Below are 19,242 nucleotides of genomic sequence, written 5' to 3'. Positions count from 1 at the left end.
CTCAGTCCATCGTCGGGATCACGAACTCAGCACCGTCCTTGATACCCGACGGCCACCGCGACGTGACCGTCTTGGTCTTGGTGTAGAACTGGATCGAGCTGGGTCCGTGCTGGTTGAGGTCGCCGAAACCCGAACGCTTCCAGCCGCCGAATGTGTAGTAGGCCACCGGCACCGGGATCGGGACGTTCACACCGACCATGCCGACGTCGACGCGTGCGGTGAAATCTCGGGCGGCGTCGCCGTCGCGCGTGAAGATCGCGACGCCGTTGCCGTACTGGTGATCCGAGGCGAGCGCCAACGCTTCCTCGTAGTCTGCAGCGCGCACGATCGACAGCACCGGGCCGAAGATCTCGTCGGTGTAGATCGACATGTCCTTGGTGACGTGGTCGAAGAGGGTCGGTCCGATGAAGAATCCGCTCGACAGGTCGTCGTCGCCATAGGTCTGCTCGTCACTGGCGCGTTCGCGGCCGTCGATGACGAGTTCGGCCCCTTCCTCGGTGCCCTTGCCGATGTAACCCTTGACGCGTTCGAGTGCCGCCTTCGTGACGAGCGGCCCGTAGTCGGCCTTCGGGTCGAGGCTGTGGCCGACGCGCAGACCGTTGACCTTGTCGATCAGTTTGGCGCGCAGACGTTCTGCGGTCTGCTCACCCACCGGCACCGCGACGCTGATCGCCATGCAGCGCTCGCCTGCGCTGCCGTACCCGGCGCCGATGAGCGCGTCCGCAGCCTGATCGAGGTCGGCGTCGGGCATGATGATCATGTGGTTCTTCGCCCCGCCGAAGCATTGTGAGCGCTTGCCGTTGGCTGCGGCTGTGGAGTAGATGTACTGCGCGATGTCGGAGCTGCCGACGAAGCCGAGCGCCTTCACATCGGGATGATTGAGCAGAGCATCGACAGCCTCCTTGTCGCCGTGCACAACTTGGAACACTCCGTCGGGAAGCCCCGCCTGTGTAAACAATTCGGCGAGGAGGACGGGAACCGACGGATCGCGCTCGCTGGGCTTGAGAATGAAGGCATTGCCGCACGCGAGCGCCGGACCGGCTTTCCAGAGCGGGATCATCGCAGGAAAGTTGAACGGGGTGATGCCCGCGACCACGCCGAGCGGTTGACGGATCGAGTGGACATCGATGCCCGCGCCAGCGCCCTCGGTGAAGTCTCCCTTGATGAGATGCGGTATGCCGATGGCGAATTCGATGACCTCGACGCCGCGCTGGATGTCGCCGAGCGCGTCGGCGTGGGTTTTGCCGTGTTCGAGCGAGAGCGTCGTGGCGATCTCGTCGGCGTTCTGATTGATTAGATCGACGAACCGCATCATCACGCGAGCACGGCGCTGCGGATTCCACGCAGCCCACTCCTTCTGCGCCTCGACGGCCGTGGCGACGGCCGCTGCGACCTCGTCGCTACTCGCCAGGGGGACGGTTGCCTGGACTGCACCGGTGCTCGGATTGAACACGTCGGCCTGACGGCCGTCGGTCACGCTGACGCGCTCACCGCCGAGGTAGTGCGGGATGGACGGTACGGAGGGAGCTGAAGCAGTCACCGGTCTTCACCTGTTCTGGTTGGTGGATGTTCTGGGTTCGTACACGAGAGGTCGCCATGATCGAGACCATGCGGACTCTGTCCCGCATATACTAGGACATCCAAGTAATTTCGTAAACGGTCTGCTCCAGCAACACCGACGCCCACCCCGACCGCGAGTAGGTTAGGGTAGCCTTTCTTTGATTGCGGCGTGATGAGTGCGCCGACACCCTTATCCACTCGAGACACCCAAGGAGCAGATCGTGTCCGTCGTCATCCTCTACGGCACCGAAACCGGCAACTCGGAGCTCGTTGCCGACGCCATCGCCGACGTCCTGGCGGCCGAGCACGACCCGTCGATCTACGACATGAGCGAGTTCGCCGTCGATGATCTCGACCCGTCGGACTTTCTGATCATCGTCTGCTCGACGTACGGCGAGGGTGAGCTGCCGACCGGTGCTGAACCGTTCGCCGAGGAGATCACCGAAACCACCCCCGATCTGTCCGGGATTCGATTCGCCGTATTCGGGCTCGGCGACACGATCTACGGCGAGACCTTCAACCGTGGGGGTGAGTTGATGGCGGAGCTCCTGACCCGGCAGGGCGCCACACAGGTCGGCCAGCACTTCCGGCACGACAACTCGTCGTCGATCAAACCGGCGAAAGCTGCAGCCGAGTGGGCCGAGAGCCTGACCGGCGTGATCGGGGGCGTCACGGTCTGAGGGGCGCACCGTCCTCGTCGGGCGTCACGCCACCCGGCGGATCGGCGCAACAGTCGACTCACGTCGTTGCGCCTCGAGTTCTTCTCCCCTGACTGCCGAGAGCTTCGCCAGCTCCACCACGGAGCGGACCATCGCCGCCAACACGATGCCGAGGAACAGCGCCGTGGGCACCGACACCTTCAGATTCTCGCCGAGCAGGATCACCCCGAGTGCCATCGAGACGGCCGGCTCCATGACGTTCATCGCGGGGAACGACGTCTGGAGGTCTCCCGCCCCGAACCCCTTCTGCTGCGCCAGCACAGCACCCGCGGCGACCAGTACCAGCAAGTAGAGCTCCGGCTTGGCGAACGTGTGCAAGAAGTCGTGGGTCATCTGATACACGACGGTCTTGATGAGCAACGCAGACACACCGAACAACGTGCCCGCGGCGAGCCCGTAGAACAACGCTCGGTAATGCGGACTCGACCGCTCGGCGAACACGACGCATGCCACGACGACCGCTGCCACGGCGACGACGGTCCCCCACATCACAGCGTCGTTGGGCCGTCGAAGCGAGGGTTCGGGTCGCGAGATCAGCAGGAAGGTCGCCACACAGCCGACCAGGACGGCGCCCCACGCCCATTCCTTGAGCCTGGGATGACGGTGGTCGGCCCACGCCTCGAGAGGCAGTGCGAACAGGACCGCAAGCACCACCAGCGGCTGGACCAGCAGGATCGAGCCGAGTCCCAGAGCCGAGGCCTGCAGCACGAAGCCCGCGATGGCGATCCCGGCACCGAGCCACCAGCCCGGCGTGATGGCTCCTGACGCCCTGGAGGCGCGTTGCCGCAGCACGGTTCCCCCTGCGATCAGTAGCGCTGCAGAGATGGCGAGCAGCGCGGGAACCCAGGAATGCACGGCACCAGGCTAGTGGTGTCGCAGCGACTCTGCGTCGTACTCGCGCACTAATCTGAAGTCATGCGGCACACACAGCACGCCGACGGTGCCATGAACCACGTAACCACGGGACGTCCCACCCGCGCTGATGACGCCGGGCTGCACGACGCTCCGACTGGCGCCGCACGGGCGATCTCCTGGTTCCGGACCGAACTCGAACAGCTCGCGACACTCGACGCCGAGGCGATTGCACGCGTCCTCGACTCCTCGCGTACCGACCATGCGGCGATGCTCTCGGTCATCGCGGATTGCCTCGACGAGGCCTACGAGTTCGACGCCGAGGCCGACGAGGCGTCGATACGTGGTGACGACGAGCACGCGCAGTTCTGTCGCCAGGAGTCCGCGGCGTGGCGAGCCACCGTCACCGTGCTGCGCATCGCCGACACCCGGCTCCGCGGCGACCGCAGCAGCACTCGACACATCGCATGAGTACCGGGCCGCGCACGCTGATATTGATGCGACACGGAAAGTCGGGGTATCCGTCCGGCGTTGCAGATCACGAGCGTCCGCTTGCCGATCGGGGGCGCCGAGAGGCAGCGCTCGCCGGCGAATGGATTCGTTCCGAAGACCTACAGGTCGACGCCGTGCTCTGCTCGACCGCCACCAGAACCCGTCAGACACTCGAGCGCACGGGCGTGTCCGCTCCGGTCACCTATCTCGACGAGATCTACGGCGGAACGCCGTTCGACATTCTCGAAGCGATCCGCGTGTACGCCCCGGAGGACGCGTCGACGCTGCTGGTCGTCGGGCACGAGCCCGGCATGCCGCAGACTGCGCTCGCGCTCGACCCCGACGGGTACATCGAACGGTTCCCCACCTCGGCATACGCTGTCGTCTCTGTCGGTCTCGACTGGGATCGCCTCGGCCTCGAAGCCGACCCCGAGGCCGAACTCCTCGGCGTCCGCGTACCCCGCGGCGAAGCGTGATAGCTCACACCTGACTCGACCTTCGTGACCGCAAGTGCTATCAATGGATTGCAGAATTGCTTAATCCATTAAGCCACTATCCGATCGATGCACCAAGGAGGTCGGCACATGCCCAGCAGCTGGCCGCAACCGCTCTACGAAATCAAGGCGAACCTGTTCAAGGGGCTCGCACACCCGGTCCGCATCCGCGTGCTCGAGGTACTCAGCTCCAACGGGGTCCCGACACCCGTCAGCGAGCTGCTCACGATCACAGGCCTCGAGCCGACGACGATGTCGCAGCATCTCGCCGTCCTCAAACGACATCGCGTGGTGCACAGCGAACGCGTCGGCAACGCCGTGTTCTATGAACTCGCCAACCCGAAGGTCGCTGACCTTCTCGTGACCGCGCGCGGCTTCCTGGCCGATACGCTGGGCGCCGAGCGCGACCAGCTCGACGCGATGTCTGCTCTGCCGCCCGTCGTCAAGCAGTGAGTACCGCAACCACCGGGTCGGGCAATCACACCCCGGCCTGGTTACAGGCTGTCCACCCACAACGACTGCTGCACCTGTTACCGAACCGCTCCGATTACAGCGGCCTTCGACACTCCTGGAAGTCGGACATCCTCGCCGGAATCACGGTCGGTGTGGTCGCACTACCGCTGGCGCTGGCATTCGGCATCAGCTCGGGAGTCGGAGCCGCCGCCGGTCTGATCACCGCAGTCGTGGCCGGTCTGGTCGCCGCCATCTTCGGTGGTTCGCACGTCCAGGTGTCCGGACCGACCGGCGCGATGGCCGTGATCCTCGCACCCATCGTCGCCAGTCACGGCCTCGGCTCGATCGCCCTGGTCACGATCCTCGCCGGTCTGATAGTCCTGATCGCCGGAGTAGTAGGACTCGGGCGCGCGGTGACCTTCATCCCGTGGCCGGTGATCGAAGGCTTCACCCTCGGTATCGCGATCATCATCTTCCTGCAGCAGGTACCCGCCGCGTTCGGCGCCGACGCCCCGAAGGGCGAGCGCACTCTGCCCGCAGCCATACATGTTGTGGCGCATGCAGATTGGGCGGTCGCAGCAAAGACACTCGGTGTGGTGGCGGTGATCGCGCTCCTGATGGTCGGGCTGCCCAGAATCCATCGCGCGATCCCCGAATCCCTCACCGCGGTCATCGTCGTCACCCTCATCGTGCAGTTCGCGCATGTCGGGGTGCGCCGGATCGGCGAATTGCCGTCGCATCTGCCGGCACCGATTCTTCCGCACCTCGACATCGACGCGATGCAATCGCTCGGTGGTGCAGCGCTGGCGATCGCTGCTCTCGCCGCCATCGAGTCGCTGCTCTCGGCACGGGTGGCTGCGACGATGTCGCCGACCGGACCGTACGACCCCGACCGCGAACTCACCGGTCAGGGACTCGCGTCGGTGGCCTCGGGATTGTTCGGTGGCATGCCCGCGACGGGCGCGATCGCGCGTACCGCGGTCAACGTGCGTTCAGGCGCACGAACACGCGTGTCGGCGATCGTGCATTCCCTGTTCCTGCTCGGCGTGGTGTATCTGGCCACCGGCCCCGTCTCGCAGATCCCACTCGCGGCACTGTCGGGCGTGTTGATGGTGACTTGTTTCCGGATGATCTCCGGGTCGACGGTACGAAAGATCATGCGCTCGACACGATCTGACGCACTGATCTTCGTCGTGACCGCGATCATCACCGTCTGCTTCGACCTCATCGAGGCGGTACAGATCGGCATCGTGGTGGCAGCGTTCTTCGCGCTACGTCAGGTGGCGAAGCGGTCGAGCGTGACACGCGAGCCGCTACCGGGTCCAGCACAACCCGGCGATGCCCACATCGCATTGCTGCGACTCGATGGTGCCATGTTCTTCGGTGCGGCAGAGCGCATCTCGGCAACCATCGCGTCAGGCGCAGACACCGATGCAACCGTCCGCGTGGTGATCATCCGCATGTCACATCTCGGCATGCTCGACGCCACGGGCGCGCACACCCTCGCCGAGATCGTGTCCGACCTGGAGAAACGCGGCATCACCGTCATCATCAAGGGCGTGCAGGACGATCACCTCAAGCTGCTCGAGGGCGTCGGTGTGATCGACGAACTGCGACACGAGAATCACCTCATGACGAACCTCGACGACGCCGTCGCCCATGCACGCGAACACGTGGCCCAGGAACGCGTGTCCTGACCAGCGCTATCCGCCGGTGATCGGCGGCACGAAGTCACACGGGACCGGCCGCGCATGTGCGGGGTCGAGAGCGTTGAGAACGTGCGCCACGGCCCTACGGTCGGACACGATCGACAGGTGGTCGGCGAAGTCACGGTCGCAGCCGTCCTGTAATTCGATGTTGCGCACCGTTGTTCCAGGACCACCCGGCAGGAGACCGACCCAGTAGGGCGTGACGATGTCGTCGAACCTGGTCACGATGTTCGTGTAGCGCACTCCCGGAAGGTAGGGAGTCGGCTGGCGGACCGCATGATTGAAGTCCAGGTTGCTTGGGGGCGCCACACATTCGGGGCAGTCGGGGCGTCTCGGCGCCGCGATTCCGAGCGACTGCCGGAACTGCGCGACGGCCTCGCCCCTGGCGTCGTCGTCGTCGGGCCCCTGGCGCCAGTACGGCGCGAGCGACACATAGTGCGCCACCTGACCGCGTCCACCGAGGTACTTCATCCAATAGGTCGGGATCTCGGTGCCCAGGGAGTGTCCGACGACGTCGACCTGTCGGGTGCGCGTGGCCGCCAGTACCTTCTCCATGAACGCTTTCAGTTGCCAGGCGCTGTCGTCCTTGGGGCCGAGTCCGCCGAGTGCGGACACGGGCCATTGCGTCGACAACGCTCCGTAGGTCGGGGCGAAAACGCAGTAGCCCTCGTTGGCCAACACCGGGGCAAGCGTGGCCCAATTCGTCTGTCGGCCACCACCACTGCCGTGGACCAGGACGACGGGCCGGGGATGGCGGGCCGTCGGACGGCAGGAGAAGTCGTTGGTTCCCGGCAGCGAGCCGCCGGGGTGCGCGAGTTCGGCGCGCGCGCCATCGAGGAAGTTGTAGGTCACCGGAAGTCGTGGCGCGGCGTCGGCCGTGTTCGGGACGATCAGCAGCGCGAGTGCCGCGATCATTGTCGAGACGGTCGCCGCCGCGCAGCGTCGTCGAATTGTGTTCTGCCGAGTCATGTCACCTCGTCTAACCGGTCGAGATCTGTTTCTGCCGTTGGGGTGTCGCGTGCGGGTGCGTCCGCGGGCTGCGCGGCGTCGAGTGACCTGTCGTGACCTGGTTCGTCGTGAGCTGGTCCGTCGTCGAGGGGAAGAAGGTCCATGCGGACGCCGAGCAGTCGTACGGGCCGGTCGGCGTCGAAGCGGTCGAGGAGGTCGATGACAACTGATGTCAGCTGCGAGAGTTCGACGGTCGGAGTGGCGAGTTTACGTGACTTGGTCCTCGTGTAGAAGGTCGATGTCCGGACCGTGACCGCCACCCGGAACGGCGTACGTCCCTCACTGACGACCTGGTCGAGGAGTTCACGCGTCAATTCTTCTGCGGCGGAATGCTTGTCGGATTCCAAGGTCAGATCGGACGGGAAGGTCCGCGACTTGGAATGCGAACGGGCCTCCCATGGCTCCTGCGTGATGGTGGCGTCGCCTCGACCGCGGCACAGCACGTAGAGCCAATTGCCCTGGTGCGGACCGAAGGTGGCGATCAGGTCGTCGCGTGGGGTCGCGATCAGGTCGTCGACGGTGTGGATGCCGTGCGCAGCGAGTTTCTCCGAGGTCTTGGGTCCGACACTCCACAGATCTCGTGTCGGCCGCTGACCCATCAGCTCGATCCAATTGCGGTCGTCGAGCAGGAAGACCTTTTCGGGCAGGGGTTGAACCGGCAGGAACGTCGAGCGGTCGCCGTCGGGAAGTCGCGCGGGTTTCTTGGCGAACTCCGTCGCCATCTTCGCGCGTTGTTTGTTATCGCTGATGCCGACCGACGAGTCGAGACCGGTGGCGCCGAGTACCGCGATACGCATGCGGGCCGCGATGTCGGTGATCTCGACATCGCCGACCTCATTTTCGGCGGCGTGGGTCGCGTCGTCGATCGCGTCGACACCGACGTACGCCTCGTCCCATCCCCAGACTTCGACGGGATGTCCCAGACCGCGGATCGTGTCCATGACCTCGGCCGACGCGGCATCGTACGCGTCGGTGTCGAGAGGGAGGAACACGGCGTCCGGCAGTTTGCGGTGTGCTGCACGCAAGGGCATCCCGGCGCGGACACCGTGGCCGCGGGCCTCGTACGACGCGCACGTCACGACCTTGCGCGGCTCGGACGGATCCCCGTTCCCGCCGACGATGATCGGGACGTCGACGAGCTCGGGACTCCGCAGCCGCTCGACCGAGACCTGGAACTGGTCGAGATCGATGTGCAGGAGCCACCGGAAACGGTTCGGCCGATCCGTGCTCACGTCTCAAAGCCTACGGTCGCGCGGGCCGCCGTGCCGACGGCATCGGTTTTCCCGCCGACAGCACCGGATTCGACGCCGACAGCACCAGGTTCCCCGCCGACAGCACCGCGTTCCCCGCCGACAGCACCAGGTTCCCCGCCGACAGCACCAGGTTCCCCGCCGACAGCACCAGGTTCCCCGCCGACAGCACCAGGTTCCCCGCCGACAGCACCAGGTTCCCCGCCGACAGCACCGGATTCGACGCCGACAGCACCGCGTTCCCCGCCGACAGCACCGCATATCGCGCCCAGAGCACCCGGTTCGACGCCGACAGCACCAAGCTCGAGAAGAAAGTGTGGAGGTGAGGGAGCCAAAGGCACATTCTGTGCGTCAGATGTGGCATGAACCCTCCTCATCACCCTCCCACCGAAGCCGCCTCGAAACGCGATCTCGTGAACCGCGGCCTGTCACCTGAGCGGATCGCCGCAGAGTTCATGCGGCTGCACGGTTCGGTCTATGTACCCCGGACGTCAGTGCCCGATGCGCGCGCCCGAATAGCGGCAGCTGTCGCATCCGCGCCCGACGGGTGCGTGGTCGGCGGTGTCGCGGCGTCGATCTTGCATGGTTGCACATGGTTTGACGGTGACTTCGAGATCGAATTGTTCAGGGAACCGACGGCGTGCAATCGGCCAGGGCGGTCGCGCAGAATCATCCGTACCGACCTGAAGGAAGACGAGATCACCACGGTCGACGGCATGCGCGTCACGACTCCGGAGCGCACTGCGTACGACCTCGGTCGACGCCGGCCCGACTTCCGCGCGCTCGGGCAACTCGAGGATCTGGCGCGTGCCACGTCGTTCTCGATCCCCAAACTCACGCAGATGGCCGAGATGCGCAAAGGCCGGCGTGGCGTCCGACAGCTCCGTGCACTCATACCGTTCATCAATGGCAAAGGCGAGTCACCGCTGGAAGCGTGGCTGAAGTTGTTCATGGTCCAGTCCGGGTTGCCTTTGCCCGTGGTGCAATGGGAAGTCTTCGACGAGTTCGGCGATTTCGTTGCTCGAGTCGATCTCGCCTACGTGGAGGCCAAGATTGCCGTCGAGTACGACGGAGAAGAGTTCCACTCCACGCCCGAACAGATCGCGCGCGACGAGAAGCGCGACGCGCGGCTCCGCAAGCTCGGGTGGACAGTGATCCATGTCCGCAAGGACGAGTTGCGAACCAACCCGGACAAAGTGATGAACAAGATCCGAACCGCACTGCGCGAGCGCGGCGCGCTGTACTGACACACGGCTCGATGACCGGTGCCGTCGACGTTGAATGCGGTGCCGTCGGCGTCAAATGCGCTGCTCTCGGCGAGGTTCCCGGTGCCGTCGGCGACAATGCCGGTGCCGTCAACGCTGAATACGGTGCTGTCGGCGACAATCCCGGTGCTGTCGACGTTGAATGCGGTGCCGTCGGCGACAAATGCGGTGCTGTCGGCGAGGTTTCCGGTGCTGTCGGCGTCAAATGCGGTGCCGTCGGCGAGGTTCCCGGGCTACCCCAGCCCCGCGACGCGGACGGCTCCGCGGCCGAGTCCGATGTGCTCGCAGCTGGTGCGCAGGGCGTGCGGGTTGTAGCGGAGGATCGCAAGGTCGGTCACCCCGTCGACGTCGGGTGTCGGGGGATGCGTTGTGGGAACGGCGAAGAACGCACTCGCCTTACTGACGAACACCGCGAACAGATCGCGGTCACGCGGACTGAACGTGGGCAGTGCGTGCGCCATTATCCTGCCGAGGATCGCTCGGTCGCGATGCAGTGGCGGCGGAACGAGATTGAGATTGCGCGAGGCTGTCGCACAGTTCGTCGGGTCGGTCAGCGCGTGGACCGCGACGAACAGGAATGCCAACCGCACCATGTCGACCTTTGCGGCGTCGCTGCCGCTGCAATAGTCGTCGACGATGCTCTGCAACGCACGAACCGGTAGTACGGCAGGCGCGTTGTTGAGTTGTTCTGCGGCACTGTCGTCGTCGCCGATCGAGTCGATCAACATACCGATCAACGTGTCGACCGCGGCCTCGTGCCGTTCGACCGATTGCGTCAACGCAGCCGACGTCTCGTCAACCAGGCCGAAGCGTTGCTGCTCGGCAAGCAGAACGTCGAGTCCCGGTATGACAACCAGCTTTTCGACCTCGATCGCCTCGATCAGCACTGTCGGCCTCAGGAATGCACGGGCACGCTGCGGCCGCCGTGCACCCCTGCCCTGCTGCTCAACCCCGGACGAGCGCGAACCCCTCGATCGCACGTGTCCCGCATGGGTGGGCACCCCGATACCCCTGGTCGTCTCGATCATGGTCCCACCCTTTCGTCGATACTTGATCGGAAAGACGATCAGCACGAAAAGCGGTCACCCCGCTCATGAGAGCGCATGCTCATGCCGACACCTGCATGGTGGAAGTGACCCCTGGCAACGTGGCTACCAGCCGGTAGCTTACTGACCCGTAGGTAAAGGTAGAACACGACCTACGTCATGTCCAGACACCGACGTGACAATCGACACATTCGCCGAAGCGTCTCATCGGAACCCCTCCGACCAGCGCCGATACCGAACAATGCGCGTTACTAAGACAAACGCGCTGTTGACGTCAGCGAGGATGCGACATCAACCGAACGTGGTGGGTTACGCCAGCGAATCGGACCGACGGTCGGCGAGATAGGTGAACCGTTCGCGAGCGTCGTCGAGCACGCCGCGCTCGACATCGACGACGAGCAGGGCGGGTTTGCCGCCGGCTCGCGCGAGCACCTTTCCGTCTGGACCGGCGGCCTCACTGAGCCCGCCGTACGCGAGATCACCTTCAACGCCGCAGTAGTTCGCATACGTCACGTACACGGTGTTCTCGAGCGCGCGAGCCGGTAGCAGTACCGTTTGCACCGCGTCGTATTCGGGCATGTTCGCCGTCGGTACACAGATCACCTCGGCACCCCGGATTGCGAGATCGCGGACCATTTCAGGAAATTCGACCTCATAGCAGATGAGCAGCCCGAGGCTCCATCCGCCGAGAGCGATCACCGGAGCCTGCAACTGCCCGGGCGCAACGGCTTCACGATCGATATCACCGAACAGATGCGTCTTCCGGTGCGACGCAAGGGAAACGCCATTTGCGTCGACCAGCCGAATCGTGTTGTAGACGCTGGCGCCGTCGAGTTCGGGGCAGCCGTAGAGGATGGCCACCTGCGCGCGACGCGCGATGTCGCCGACGGCATCGCCGAGTCGACCCCCGATCGGATCGGCGAGACGGCGCGCAGCGGTCGGCCCGAGGTTGTAGCCGGACAGGTACATCTCCGGGGTGATCACCAGGTCGACGCCCTGCGCTGCGGCGTCGACGACCGTCTCCTCGAGACGTTCGAGATTCCCCTCGACATCGTCGGGAACAGACTCGCACTGCCACAACGCAATTCGTAATCTAGTCGTAGACACTGACGTCCTCCTTTGATCGGCGCCTTCGCTCATGGTCCGATGTCGATCGGACCGAGATCATCGAACACGTCTCCGGGACCCGGGTTCTCGGGATTCGACGCACCGCCGAAGTGTGCGATCACGCCCCACACGGCGTTGAGGCCGGTCTGTACCGCGCCCTCGACCCAGGCCGGCGTGAACGACACGTCGTCGCCCGCGATGAAGATGCCACGCTCGGCGTCGGGCAGACGCTCCTGACCGTGAAAGTGGTTGTACATCCGGGTGTTGTAGCGATAGTGCCCGGGCAGCGCCCCCTTGAACGCGCCGAGGAAGTTGGGGTCGTCCTCCCAGGAAACCGTGATCGGTCGGCCGACGATGTGCGACGCGATGTCGAGGTCCGGGTAGATCTTCTTGAGTGCGGCCAACGAGAGCTCGACGCGCCGGTCGACGGGGTGCGGCAGAACCTTCAGCGCGTCACTCATCCACGTGTAGGAGAGGCAGATGACTCCTGGACGATCAGGTCCGTTGTCGAACAGATAGGTACCACGCGTGAGGCGATCGGTGAGGGTCATGCTCATGACGTCGTGGCCCGTCGTCGGATCGGTGTCGGTCCAGAAGGGACGATCGACCATGACGAACGTCTTCGACGACTGCATGTAGCGGGTGCGGTCGAGCGCCATCCAGAGATCCTGGCTGAACAGCGATTCGTCGCATTCGATCTCCGTCGAGAGCAGCCACGCCTGGCACGTCGCGACGACCGCGGAAAACACCCGCGAGTCTCCCCAACGGTCGGTGACCTCGATACGATCGGGTCCGAGCCGACGGATCGCGGCCACGCCCGCGCGCGGTGCACCGCTGTGCAGCGTCGACAGGCTGGTCCCGACTGGCCAGTGCGCGATGCGGTGCGGAGTCGACGACCACAGGCGACGCGGGACCTGTTCTGCCCCACCGACAATCAACCTCTGGTCGGTGTCACAGTTCGTCACGACGACGCGCAGGATCTCGAGCATCGAGTTGCCGAAGTCCGAATCCCAACCGCCGGTGCCGAATCCGACCTGCCCGAACAACTCTCGATGCCGAAAGGTCGCGTTACCGAACTCCTTCGACGTCGCCAGGAAGTCGTAGAAGCTGCGGTCGTCCCACTCGCGGACGAGCTCGTTCCACATCGACTTGAGCGTGGCGGTATCGCGGACGCGGATCGCCTTCTGCAGCGCGGAGAATCCCGCGATACGTTCGAGGGCGGAATCCCAGGCGTCGGAGATCTCGCGGTAGATCGGCGGCAGGTCGTCGAGCGTCCTGGCGTAGAACGTCTCGCCACCGAGATCGATGACGGTGCTGCCCGCGGCTTCGGTCAGCGGATTGGGAAACGGGCGCGAACGCAAACCGAGTGCATCGACGTAGTGGAAGAACGCGCTCGACGACACGGGGAACCGCATGCCGCCGAGTTCTGCGACCTCGGGCTCACCCGGTACGAATTGCTCGGAGCGCAGCCGTCCGCCGATGCGATCGGGCTCGTACACGACCGGCCGCAGACCGACCCGCATCAACTCGTACGCGGCAACCATCCCTGCCATGCCCGCGCCGATGACAGCGACCTCTTGTCCGAGTGCGTCGTCGGGCACGGTGCCGAGACCGGCCGGATGGGCGACCCAGTCGTCGTAGGCGAAGGGGAAGTCGGGGCCGAAGATCGTGACGGGTGCGTCGGGCTGCACCCGTCAACCCTATGGGCTCGCGCGCCGGCGCGGGGGGTTCACGGCCGAGTGCACGCACAGTCGACGACTCGAAGGGCACGGTCGGCGGTCGGGAGCGCACGGTCGACCGCCACGAGGGCACAGTCGACCGCCAGGAGCGCACAGTCGACGGCTGAAAGGGCACGGTCGGCGGTCGGGAGCGCACGGTCGACGGCTCAGAGGGCACAGTCGACGGTCAGGAGCGCACAGTGGACGGTCAGGAGCGCACAGTGGACGGCTCAGAGGGCACAGTCGATGGTGACCCAGGTCACCCACGGGCGGCGGGAACCGGGGGTGGTCGGTGTGCGACTACTCCTCACAGTGCCGTCATGCTCAGTCAGACGGTGTCAGCCCGCTCCGACGAAGGAAGTCCCGAAACCGTGGTCAGTTCCGATTCCGCCGGCCCAACACACGTCGGCCCTGCAGACACCGACCAACCCGAGACCGACCCAGCCGAGACCGACCCAGCCGAGACCGACGCAGCACGAGTTGGCTCCTCCCCTCTGGGCACGGAGCGCCCCACTGACACTGCGAGCGGTCAGCTCCGCGCACCCTCGGCCGCGCAACGCTGGCGCCCGCTGCTGCTGCGGTGGCACTTCTACGCGGGCATCCTGATCGGCCCGTTTCTCCTCGTCGCAGCGGTCACGGGCACTCTCTATGCCTTGATCCCACAGGTCGACCGCGCCGTCTACAGCCACGAACTGACCGTCGACCATGTCGGCTCCGCGCGGCTGCCACTCGGTGAGCAGGTCGCCGCCGCGCGCAAGGCACATCCGGAGGGCATGATCTCCTCCGTGACGCCCGCACCCAACGCGGACGCGACAACGCGCGTCACCCTCGCTGTCGACGACGTCCCTGCAGATCGCACCCGCACCGTGTTCGTCGATCCCTACACCGGTGAGGTTCGCGGAGCGCTGACGACCTTCGGCGAGTGGCTCCCGGTGCGCGCCTGGTTTGACGACCTGCACCGCAACCTGCATCTCGGCGTCGTCGGCCGCAACTACAGCGAGATCGCGGCGAGCTGGCTGTGGGTCACCGCGCTCGGTGGCCTCGTCCTGTGGATCGGACATCGCCGACGGACCCGCAAGCTCGATCGACTGCTGGTCCCCGACCGCGACGCCCCGAAACGACGCCGCACGCTGACCTGGCACGGCGCCGTCGGCACCTGGATCATCATCGGGTTGGTGGCGCTCTCGGCGTCGGGCCTGAGCTGGTCGCGGTACGCGGGCGAGAGTATCGGCAACCTACGCACCGAAATGTCGTGGACCACGCCGGGTGTTTCCACCGCTCTGCACTCCGACACCTCGGGGCACGCGGGACATTCCGGTCACGGCGGCGGCACCGACGCCGCGCCGCCGGAGATCCCGATATCGGATTTCACCGCGGTCGAGCGCACCGCCCAGAACGCGGGCATGCGTGCGCCGATGATCATCACCCCGCCGTCGGAGGCGGGCACGGCGTGGTCGGTGAACGAGAACAACCGCGGCTTCCCCACTCGCTACGACGCGATCGCCGTGGACCCGAACACCTTCTCGGTCACCGACCGCGTCGATTTCGCGCAGTGGCCGTTCATGGCGAAGATGACCGACTGGGCGATCAGCGCGCACATGGGTCTCTACGGGATCGTCAACCAGATCATCCTGGCGCTGCTCGGCATCGGACTCATCAGCGTGATCGTGCGCGGCTATCTGATGTGGTGGCGACGACGCCCCACGAAGGGCGGCCTGCCCAAGGCGCCCGGTCGGGGATCATTGAGTTCACTGCATCCCGGTGAGGCTGTCGCCCTGGTGGTCGTCGTCGCGGTACTCGGCTGGTTCGCGCCGTGGTTCGGAATCCCGCTGGCGCTGTTCGTGATCGTCGACGGCGTGTGGGGCATCGTCTCGACGCGTCGGGGCTCGGGCGGAGGTGGTCATGGCCACGTCGCGACCGAAGACGCACAGCGCGAGCTGGTCGCCGATAACGTCACCGGCTCCGCGGCAACCGATCTGGAGTCCAGCCGATGATCGACAACCTCGCACTGCGGTGGGTTGTCACCGTCCTCTTCGCGATCGCAGCCGCGCTGACCGTGTACGCGATGGTGCGCCAGCGACTGCACTGGCCGGCATACGTCGGCCACGTACTGCACCTGATCATGGCCCTCGCGATGATCGTGATGGCGTGGCCGTTCTCGATGAGCTGGCCGACGACCGGCCCGATGATCTTCTTCATCGTCGCGGCCGTGTGGTTCCTCGCGACCCTCGCTTTTCCGAGTTCGGTTCTCGCCGATGCGGAGTGCGGATGCGGCGACGTGTGTACCTGTGGCGCGCACTGCGGTTGCGTGCCCGCCACCGATTCCGTGTTCGGGCGCTCGGTCGCGGTCTATCACGCGGCGATGATGGGTGCGATGGCGTGGATGTACGCGGTGATGAACGGCAGTCTGTTGCCCGGCAGCGACTCGGCGATGGCATCGGGGAGTGTCGAATACACCTCGGCACTCGGCCAACTCGTGCTCGCCCACGACCACGGCGGTTCGGGCGGCATGGACATGCCCGGGATGGACATGGGCCACTCGACGCAACCGGGCTACGTCACCCCGATCAACGCGATTCTGACGATCGGTTTCGCCGTCGCCGCCGTCGTATGGCTGTATCGGTACTTCGATCGTCGACGGCGGGCGGGCACCCCGTCGGATCTGCTGGCGTTCGCAGGCGACATCTCGCAGATCTGTATGGCCGCCGGTATGGCGATCATGTTCGGTGCGATGCTCTGACGCCCAACCGTCGTCACCGCCCGACGAGAGCCGCTTCGTCCGATGCCATCGCCGACGACGCAGCGCGCGGCACCAACATCACCCCGACGATGCACGCGATCGACAAGCAGCACAGCGTGACCCACGGCCACACGGCAACCTCCACACTGTCGGAACGCACGTCGACGGCCCCGCCGAGAGTGGCGAGTTGCTGGTCGGGATCCAGGCGGAACCACAGCACCGCCGCGATGCCGATTGCGCAGATGCCGATCGCCGAGTAGCCCGCGCGCCCACGCCGATACGTGGGGCTCACCGACCACAACGCCACCGCCGCAAGGAGACAGGCCACGACCAACACGACGGCTCCCGCGACACCTGCGACTCCCCTGGCCGCCAATTCCTCCGGCGCCCCGGCGCGGTTCACTGTCTGCTGAGTCAGATCGGTCGATGCCGGGATGACCGACCCCTGCGCACGCACCCACGTCGCCAGCACGCTCACGCCCGCCGCAGCCGACGCGGCCAGCAGAGCGGCCGACCACAACGTTGTGGGGCGATCGGCGTGGTTCACGGCGTCGGCTGCGCGGGAGCCGCTCCCCCGCCGCTGCTCTGCCCGCCGTTGGGCTGCGCGCCCCCGCTGCCCGCGGCGCCGTCGCCCGAGCCGGTCTGCGCGGCTCCACTGCCGCCGTCATTCGGCGTGAGGTTGGGTGTGCCGTTGCCCGACGACCCGTCCTGCGCGGCACCCGCGATACCCGCGACATCTGTGATGAGCCAGTTGCTGTCCCGGTCGAGAGTGATGGTGTAGGGAGTCACGGTGTTGAGTCCCTTGGGGTTCTGTGTGCTGGTCATGTGCGTCGACACGAAGACCTGCACGACGAACTGTCGATCTGCCCGAATATCAACGGTTTTCGCCGCAATCAGCTTTGCCGTCTGCACCCATTGGACTTCTTGGATCAGTGGGGTGAGAGTGTTCACCGCGACGTCGAACCGCGAATTGAGTTCTGCGGCAGTACCCTTCTTCAACGCGGCCGACCAGGGCTTGAGGTCGTTGAAGTCGAACGTCGCTGCGCCGACGGCGTAGTTGCCCGCCACCGTCTCCGCGGTCTGCTTGTCGGCGGTGAGCCTGCGCTCGGCAGTCAGGTCCGTCGACCGCTGCGCGAGCAACGTCGCGAGTACCGCGACCGCGATCAATGCCGCGACACAAACCGCGCTGAGTACAGTGACGGCGGGATGCCGACGCGGGTTGAGGTACTCGACGACCTGCGCTCGCGCAGAGGGCTTCTCGACGACGCTCGACTTGCCGCCCGACTTCGCAGAGCCCGACTTCTCGCCGCCCGACTTCCCGGAACCCGACTTGGCCTTCTGCTTCTTCGCCGCACCGCTCTTCTTCTTGACCTTCTTCGGTGCGTCCGCCGTTTTCGTGTTGCCGACGGGTTCAGGGCTGCCGACGGGTTCTGCGCCGGTCTCGTATTGTGCGCCGGTCCCGATCTCCGGGTCGCCGGCGGTTCCGGCGTCGGTGACAGTCGCCCCGGTGCTCGACGTCGTTGCGCCGTCGACCGTGGCCTCCGATACGTCGGTGGTGGTATCGGGCGAGTCATCGACGTGTGCATCAGTTGTCATGGGGGGCCTGGTGCACGGATAGGTGACAGGGTTAGTCACGCGGCCTGAGGGGCCTCGTGGTTGATGATGGTCTCGAATTCAATGGGGGTCAATCTGCCGAGGCGGTCCTGTCGTCTGCGGCGGTGGTAGGTCCGTTCGATCCAGTGCACGATGGCGGCCCGGAGCTCGTCTCTGGTGGCCCAGGATCGACGGTCGAGGACGTTGTTCTGTAGCAGCGAGAAGAAGCTCTCCATCGCCGCGTTGTCACCACACGCACCGACCCTGCCCATCGACCCGAGCATGCCGTGCCGGGTGATGGCCTTCTGCATCTTCTTCGAACGAAATTGAGACCCTCTATCGCTGTGCAGAACGCAGCCGGCCACGTCCCCTCGCCTGGCGACAGCGCTGTTCAGGGCGGCCACGGCCAGGCGGGACTTCATTCTCGAGTCGATCGAGTACCCGACGATCCGGCCCGAGTAGACGTCCTTGATCGCGCACAGGTACAGCTTGCCCTCGGCCGTCCAGTGCTCGGTGATGTCGGTCAGCCACAGCTCGTTGGGGCCGGGCGCGGTGAAGTCTCTCTTGACGAGATCGTCGTGTACAGGCGGGCCGGCCTTGCGGTGCTTGCCGCGGCCTCTCTTGCTGATGGTGCTGGTCCAGCCGCCGGCGGAGCAGATCCGCCACGCCGTCCGCCGGCACATCTTCTCGCCTGCGGCTTCGGCCTCGTCGGCGAGGTAGCGGTAGCCGAACTCCGGGTCTTCGCGGTGGGCGTCGAACAGGGCGTTGGCCCGGTACGCCTCGGCGAGCTCGGCGTCGGTGATCGGGTTCTTGCGCCACCGGTAGTAGGGCTGGCGAGCGATCTTGAGTACCCGACACGCCACCGTGACGGGGATGCCGTCAGCGGCCAGCTCACTCACGAGCGGGTACCACCTTTTCCCGGCAGATTCGCTTGGGACAGGTACGCCGCCGCCCGGCGTAAGACCTCGTTCTCCTGTTCAAGCAGGCGCACACGCCGCTTGGCCTCGCGCAGCTCACGCGATTCGGCCGACGTGGTGCCGGGCTTGATCCCGGCCTCCACGTCGGCCTTGCGGATCCACTTGTTCAGGGTCATCGGGTGGATACCGAAGTCGGCAGCGATCTGTTCGAGAGTCACACCGTCTTCACGGTTCTGGGCGACGCGGACAACGTCGTCGCGGAACTCCTGGGGATAGGGCTTGGGCACAGCTGGCATCCTTCCAGGCCGCCCGGCAGGGC

At 65.7% G+C, this 19,242-nt stretch carries 19 protein-coding genes; 8 read left to right on the top strand and 11 right to left on the bottom strand.

What is annotated here, in order from left to right:
• Position 1: 1 nt before the first annotated feature.
• Positions 2 to 1,540: a CoA-acylating methylmalonate-semialdehyde dehydrogenase gene (locus LK459_RS15145; RefSeq protein WP_227919284.1), complete on the bottom strand. Its 1,539-nt coding sequence runs from the start codon at positions 1,538 to 1,540 to the stop codon at positions 2 to 4.
• 241 nt (positions 1,541 to 1,781) lie between these two features.
• Between LK459_RS15145 and LK459_RS15140 the strand changes: the two genes are divergently transcribed.
• Positions 1,782 to 2,240, top strand: a complete 459-nt coding sequence (locus LK459_RS15140) for a flavodoxin family protein (protein ID WP_227919282.1) — start codon at positions 1,782 to 1,784, stop codon at positions 2,238 to 2,240.
• Positions 2,241 to 2,264: 24 nt separating this feature from the next.
• Here LK459_RS15140 and LK459_RS15135 read toward each other — a convergent pair whose 3' ends face one another.
• On the bottom strand, positions 2,265 to 3,134 hold the full coding sequence (locus LK459_RS15135; protein ID WP_007236938.1) for a DMT family transporter: 870 nt from the start codon (positions 3,132 to 3,134) through the stop codon (positions 2,265 to 2,267).
• A 60-nt stretch (positions 3,135 to 3,194) separates the two neighbouring features.
• Here LK459_RS15135 and LK459_RS15130 point away from each other — a divergent pair, with 60 nt between their 5' ends.
• The 4 genes from LK459_RS15130 (at position 3,195) to LK459_RS15115 (ending at position 6,267) form a co-directional block, all read left to right on the top strand.
• Positions 3,195 to 3,602: a hypothetical protein gene (locus LK459_RS15130; protein WP_227919280.1), complete on the top strand. Its 408-nt coding sequence runs from the start codon at positions 3,195 to 3,197 to the stop codon at positions 3,600 to 3,602.
• Positions 3,599 to 4,099 carry a SixA phosphatase family protein gene (locus LK459_RS15125; protein ID WP_007236936.1) on the top strand — a complete coding sequence of 167 codons (501 nt, stop codon included), beginning with the start codon at positions 3,599 to 3,601 and terminating at the stop codon, positions 4,097 to 4,099. The genes LK459_RS15130 and LK459_RS15125 overlap by 4 nt, the downstream gene beginning before the upstream one ends.
• Before the next feature lie 108 nt (positions 4,100 to 4,207).
• The gene (locus LK459_RS15120; RefSeq protein WP_007236935.1) at positions 4,208 to 4,570 is read left to right on the top strand and encodes an ArsR/SmtB family transcription factor; all 363 of its coding nucleotides are present in this window, start codon (positions 4,208 to 4,210) and stop codon (positions 4,568 to 4,570) included.
• A 65-nt stretch (positions 4,571 to 4,635) separates the two neighbouring features.
• Entirely contained in the window at positions 4,636 to 6,267 is a 1,632-nt protein-coding gene (locus LK459_RS15115; RefSeq protein WP_227923778.1) for a SulP family inorganic anion transporter, read from the top strand.
• Positions 6,268 to 6,273: 6 nt separating this feature from the next.
• Here the strand turns inward: LK459_RS15115 and LK459_RS15110 are convergent, their stop codons facing one another.
• From LK459_RS15110 to LK459_RS15100, 3 genes are read right to left on the bottom strand one after another with little or no spacing between them, the layout of a single operon-like run.
• A complete protein-coding gene (locus tag LK459_RS15110; RefSeq protein ID WP_407648801.1) occupies positions 6,274 to 7,194 on the bottom strand; it encodes an esterase/lipase family protein in 921 nt (306 codons plus the stop codon).
• A 50-nt stretch (positions 7,195 to 7,244) separates the two neighbouring features.
• The gene (locus LK459_RS15105) at positions 7,245 to 8,519 is read right to left on the bottom strand and encodes a DNA polymerase IV (protein ID WP_227919277.1); all 1,275 of its coding nucleotides are present in this window, start codon (positions 8,517 to 8,519) and stop codon (positions 7,245 to 7,247) included.
• A 10-nt stretch (positions 8,520 to 8,529) separates the two neighbouring features.
• Complete coding sequence (locus LK459_RS15100) at positions 8,530 to 8,901, bottom strand: hypothetical protein (RefSeq protein ID WP_227919275.1); 372 nt, start codon at positions 8,899 to 8,901, stop codon at positions 8,530 to 8,532.
• A gap of 49 nt (positions 8,902 to 8,950) precedes the next feature.
• Between LK459_RS15100 and LK459_RS15095 the strand changes: the two genes are divergently transcribed.
• On the top strand, positions 8,951 to 9,784 hold the full coding sequence (locus LK459_RS15095) for a DUF559 domain-containing protein (protein WP_227919273.1): 834 nt from the start codon (positions 8,951 to 8,953) through the stop codon (positions 9,782 to 9,784).
• A 251-nt stretch (positions 9,785 to 10,035) separates the two neighbouring features.
• On the opposite strand, the gene LK459_RS15090 is transcribed toward LK459_RS15095, so the two are convergent.
• From LK459_RS15090 to LK459_RS15080, 3 genes are all read right to left on the bottom strand, one after another.
• Complete coding sequence (locus tag LK459_RS15090; RefSeq protein ID WP_227919271.1) at positions 10,036 to 10,830, bottom strand: hypothetical protein; 795 nt, start codon at positions 10,828 to 10,830, stop codon at positions 10,036 to 10,038.
• A gap of 327 nt (positions 10,831 to 11,157) precedes the next feature.
• Positions 11,158 to 11,955 (bottom strand): carbon-nitrogen hydrolase family protein, encoded by a 798-nt coding sequence (locus LK459_RS15085; RefSeq protein ID WP_227919270.1) that lies wholly within the window; start codon positions 11,953 to 11,955, stop codon positions 11,158 to 11,160.
• A gap of 29 nt (positions 11,956 to 11,984) precedes the next feature.
• Positions 11,985 to 13,646: a flavin monoamine oxidase family protein gene (locus tag LK459_RS15080; protein WP_227919269.1), complete on the bottom strand. Its 1,662-nt coding sequence runs from the start codon at positions 13,644 to 13,646 to the stop codon at positions 11,985 to 11,987.
• Between the two features lie 347 nt (positions 13,647 to 13,993).
• Between LK459_RS15080 and LK459_RS15075 the strand changes: the two genes are divergently transcribed.
• Both LK459_RS15075 and LK459_RS15070 read left to right on the top strand, forming a co-directional pair.
• Positions 13,994 to 15,667, top strand: coding sequence for a PepSY-associated TM helix domain-containing protein (locus LK459_RS15075; RefSeq protein WP_227919265.1), 1,674 nt, complete (start codon positions 13,994 to 13,996; stop codon positions 15,665 to 15,667).
• Positions 15,664 to 16,413 carry a DUF5134 domain-containing protein gene (locus LK459_RS15070; RefSeq protein WP_227919263.1) on the top strand — a complete coding sequence of 250 codons (750 nt, stop codon included), beginning with the start codon at positions 15,664 to 15,666 and terminating at the stop codon, positions 16,411 to 16,413. The genes LK459_RS15075 and LK459_RS15070 overlap by 4 nt, the downstream gene beginning before the upstream one ends.
• Positions 16,414 to 16,426: 13 nt before the next feature.
• Here LK459_RS15070 and LK459_RS15065 read toward each other — a convergent pair whose 3' ends face one another.
• The 3 genes from LK459_RS15065 to LK459_RS15055 all read right to left on the bottom strand — a co-directional run bounded on the left by LK459_RS15065 (position 16,427) and on the right by LK459_RS15055 (position 19,210).
• Complete coding sequence (locus tag LK459_RS15065; protein WP_227919261.1) at positions 16,427 to 16,960, bottom strand: hypothetical protein; 534 nt, start codon at positions 16,958 to 16,960, stop codon at positions 16,427 to 16,429.
• The gene (locus tag LK459_RS15060) at positions 16,957 to 18,009 is read right to left on the bottom strand and encodes a serine/threonine protein kinase (RefSeq protein WP_227919260.1); all 1,053 of its coding nucleotides are present in this window, start codon (positions 18,007 to 18,009) and stop codon (positions 16,957 to 16,959) included. The genes LK459_RS15065 and LK459_RS15060 overlap by 4 nt, the downstream gene beginning before the upstream one ends.
• Before the next feature lie 35 nt (positions 18,010 to 18,044).
• Positions 18,045 to 19,210 (bottom strand): IS3 family transposase gene (locus tag LK459_RS15055; RefSeq protein ID WP_085948641.1). Its coding sequence is split into 2 segments (ribosomal slippage): positions 18,045 to 18,923 and positions 18,926 to 19,210, totalling 1,164 coding nucleotides; the frame shifts between segments, so codons are not numbered across the junction.
• Positions 19,211 to 19,242: the final 32 nt, after the last annotated feature.

Origin of the sequence: Gordonia otitidis, from assembly GCF_020735545.1 — a bacterium.
GTDB lineage: Bacteria > Actinomycetota > Actinomycetes > Mycobacteriales > Mycobacteriaceae > Gordonia > Gordonia otitidis.
This window is presented reverse-complemented; position numbering and strand designations above follow the sequence as displayed.

Excerpts from the sequence above, each read along its gene's own strand:
- LK459_RS15130 (WP_227919280.1), top strand. The coding sequence starts at position 3,195 with ATGCGGCACACACAGCACGCCGACGGTGCCATGAACCACGTAACCACG.
- LK459_RS15125 (WP_007236936.1), top strand. The coding sequence starts at position 3,599 with ATGAGTACCGGGCCGCGCACGCTGATATTGATGCGACACGGAAAGTCG.
- LK459_RS15120 (WP_007236935.1), top strand. The coding sequence starts at position 4,208 with ATGCCCAGCAGCTGGCCGCAACCGCTCTACGAAATCAAGGCGAACCTG.
- LK459_RS15110 (WP_407648801.1), bottom strand. The coding sequence starts at position 7,194 with ATGATCGCGGCACTCGCGCTGCTGATCGTCCCGAACACGGCCGACGCC.
- LK459_RS15100 (WP_227919275.1), bottom strand. The coding sequence starts at position 8,901 with ATGCCACATCTGACGCACAGAATGTGCCTTTGGCTCCCTCACCTCCAC.
- LK459_RS15090 (WP_227919271.1), bottom strand. The coding sequence starts at position 10,830 with ATGATCGAGACGACCAGGGGTATCGGGGTGCCCACCCATGCGGGACAC.
- LK459_RS15075 (WP_227919265.1), top strand. The coding sequence starts at position 13,994 with ATGCTCAGTCAGACGGTGTCAGCCCGCTCCGACGAAGGAAGTCCCGAA.
- LK459_RS15070 (WP_227919263.1), top strand. The coding sequence starts at position 15,664 with ATGATCGACAACCTCGCACTGCGGTGGGTTGTCACCGTCCTCTTCGCG.
- LK459_RS15060 (WP_227919260.1), bottom strand. The coding sequence starts at position 18,009 with ATGACAACTGATGCACACGTCGATGACTCGCCCGATACCACCACCGAC.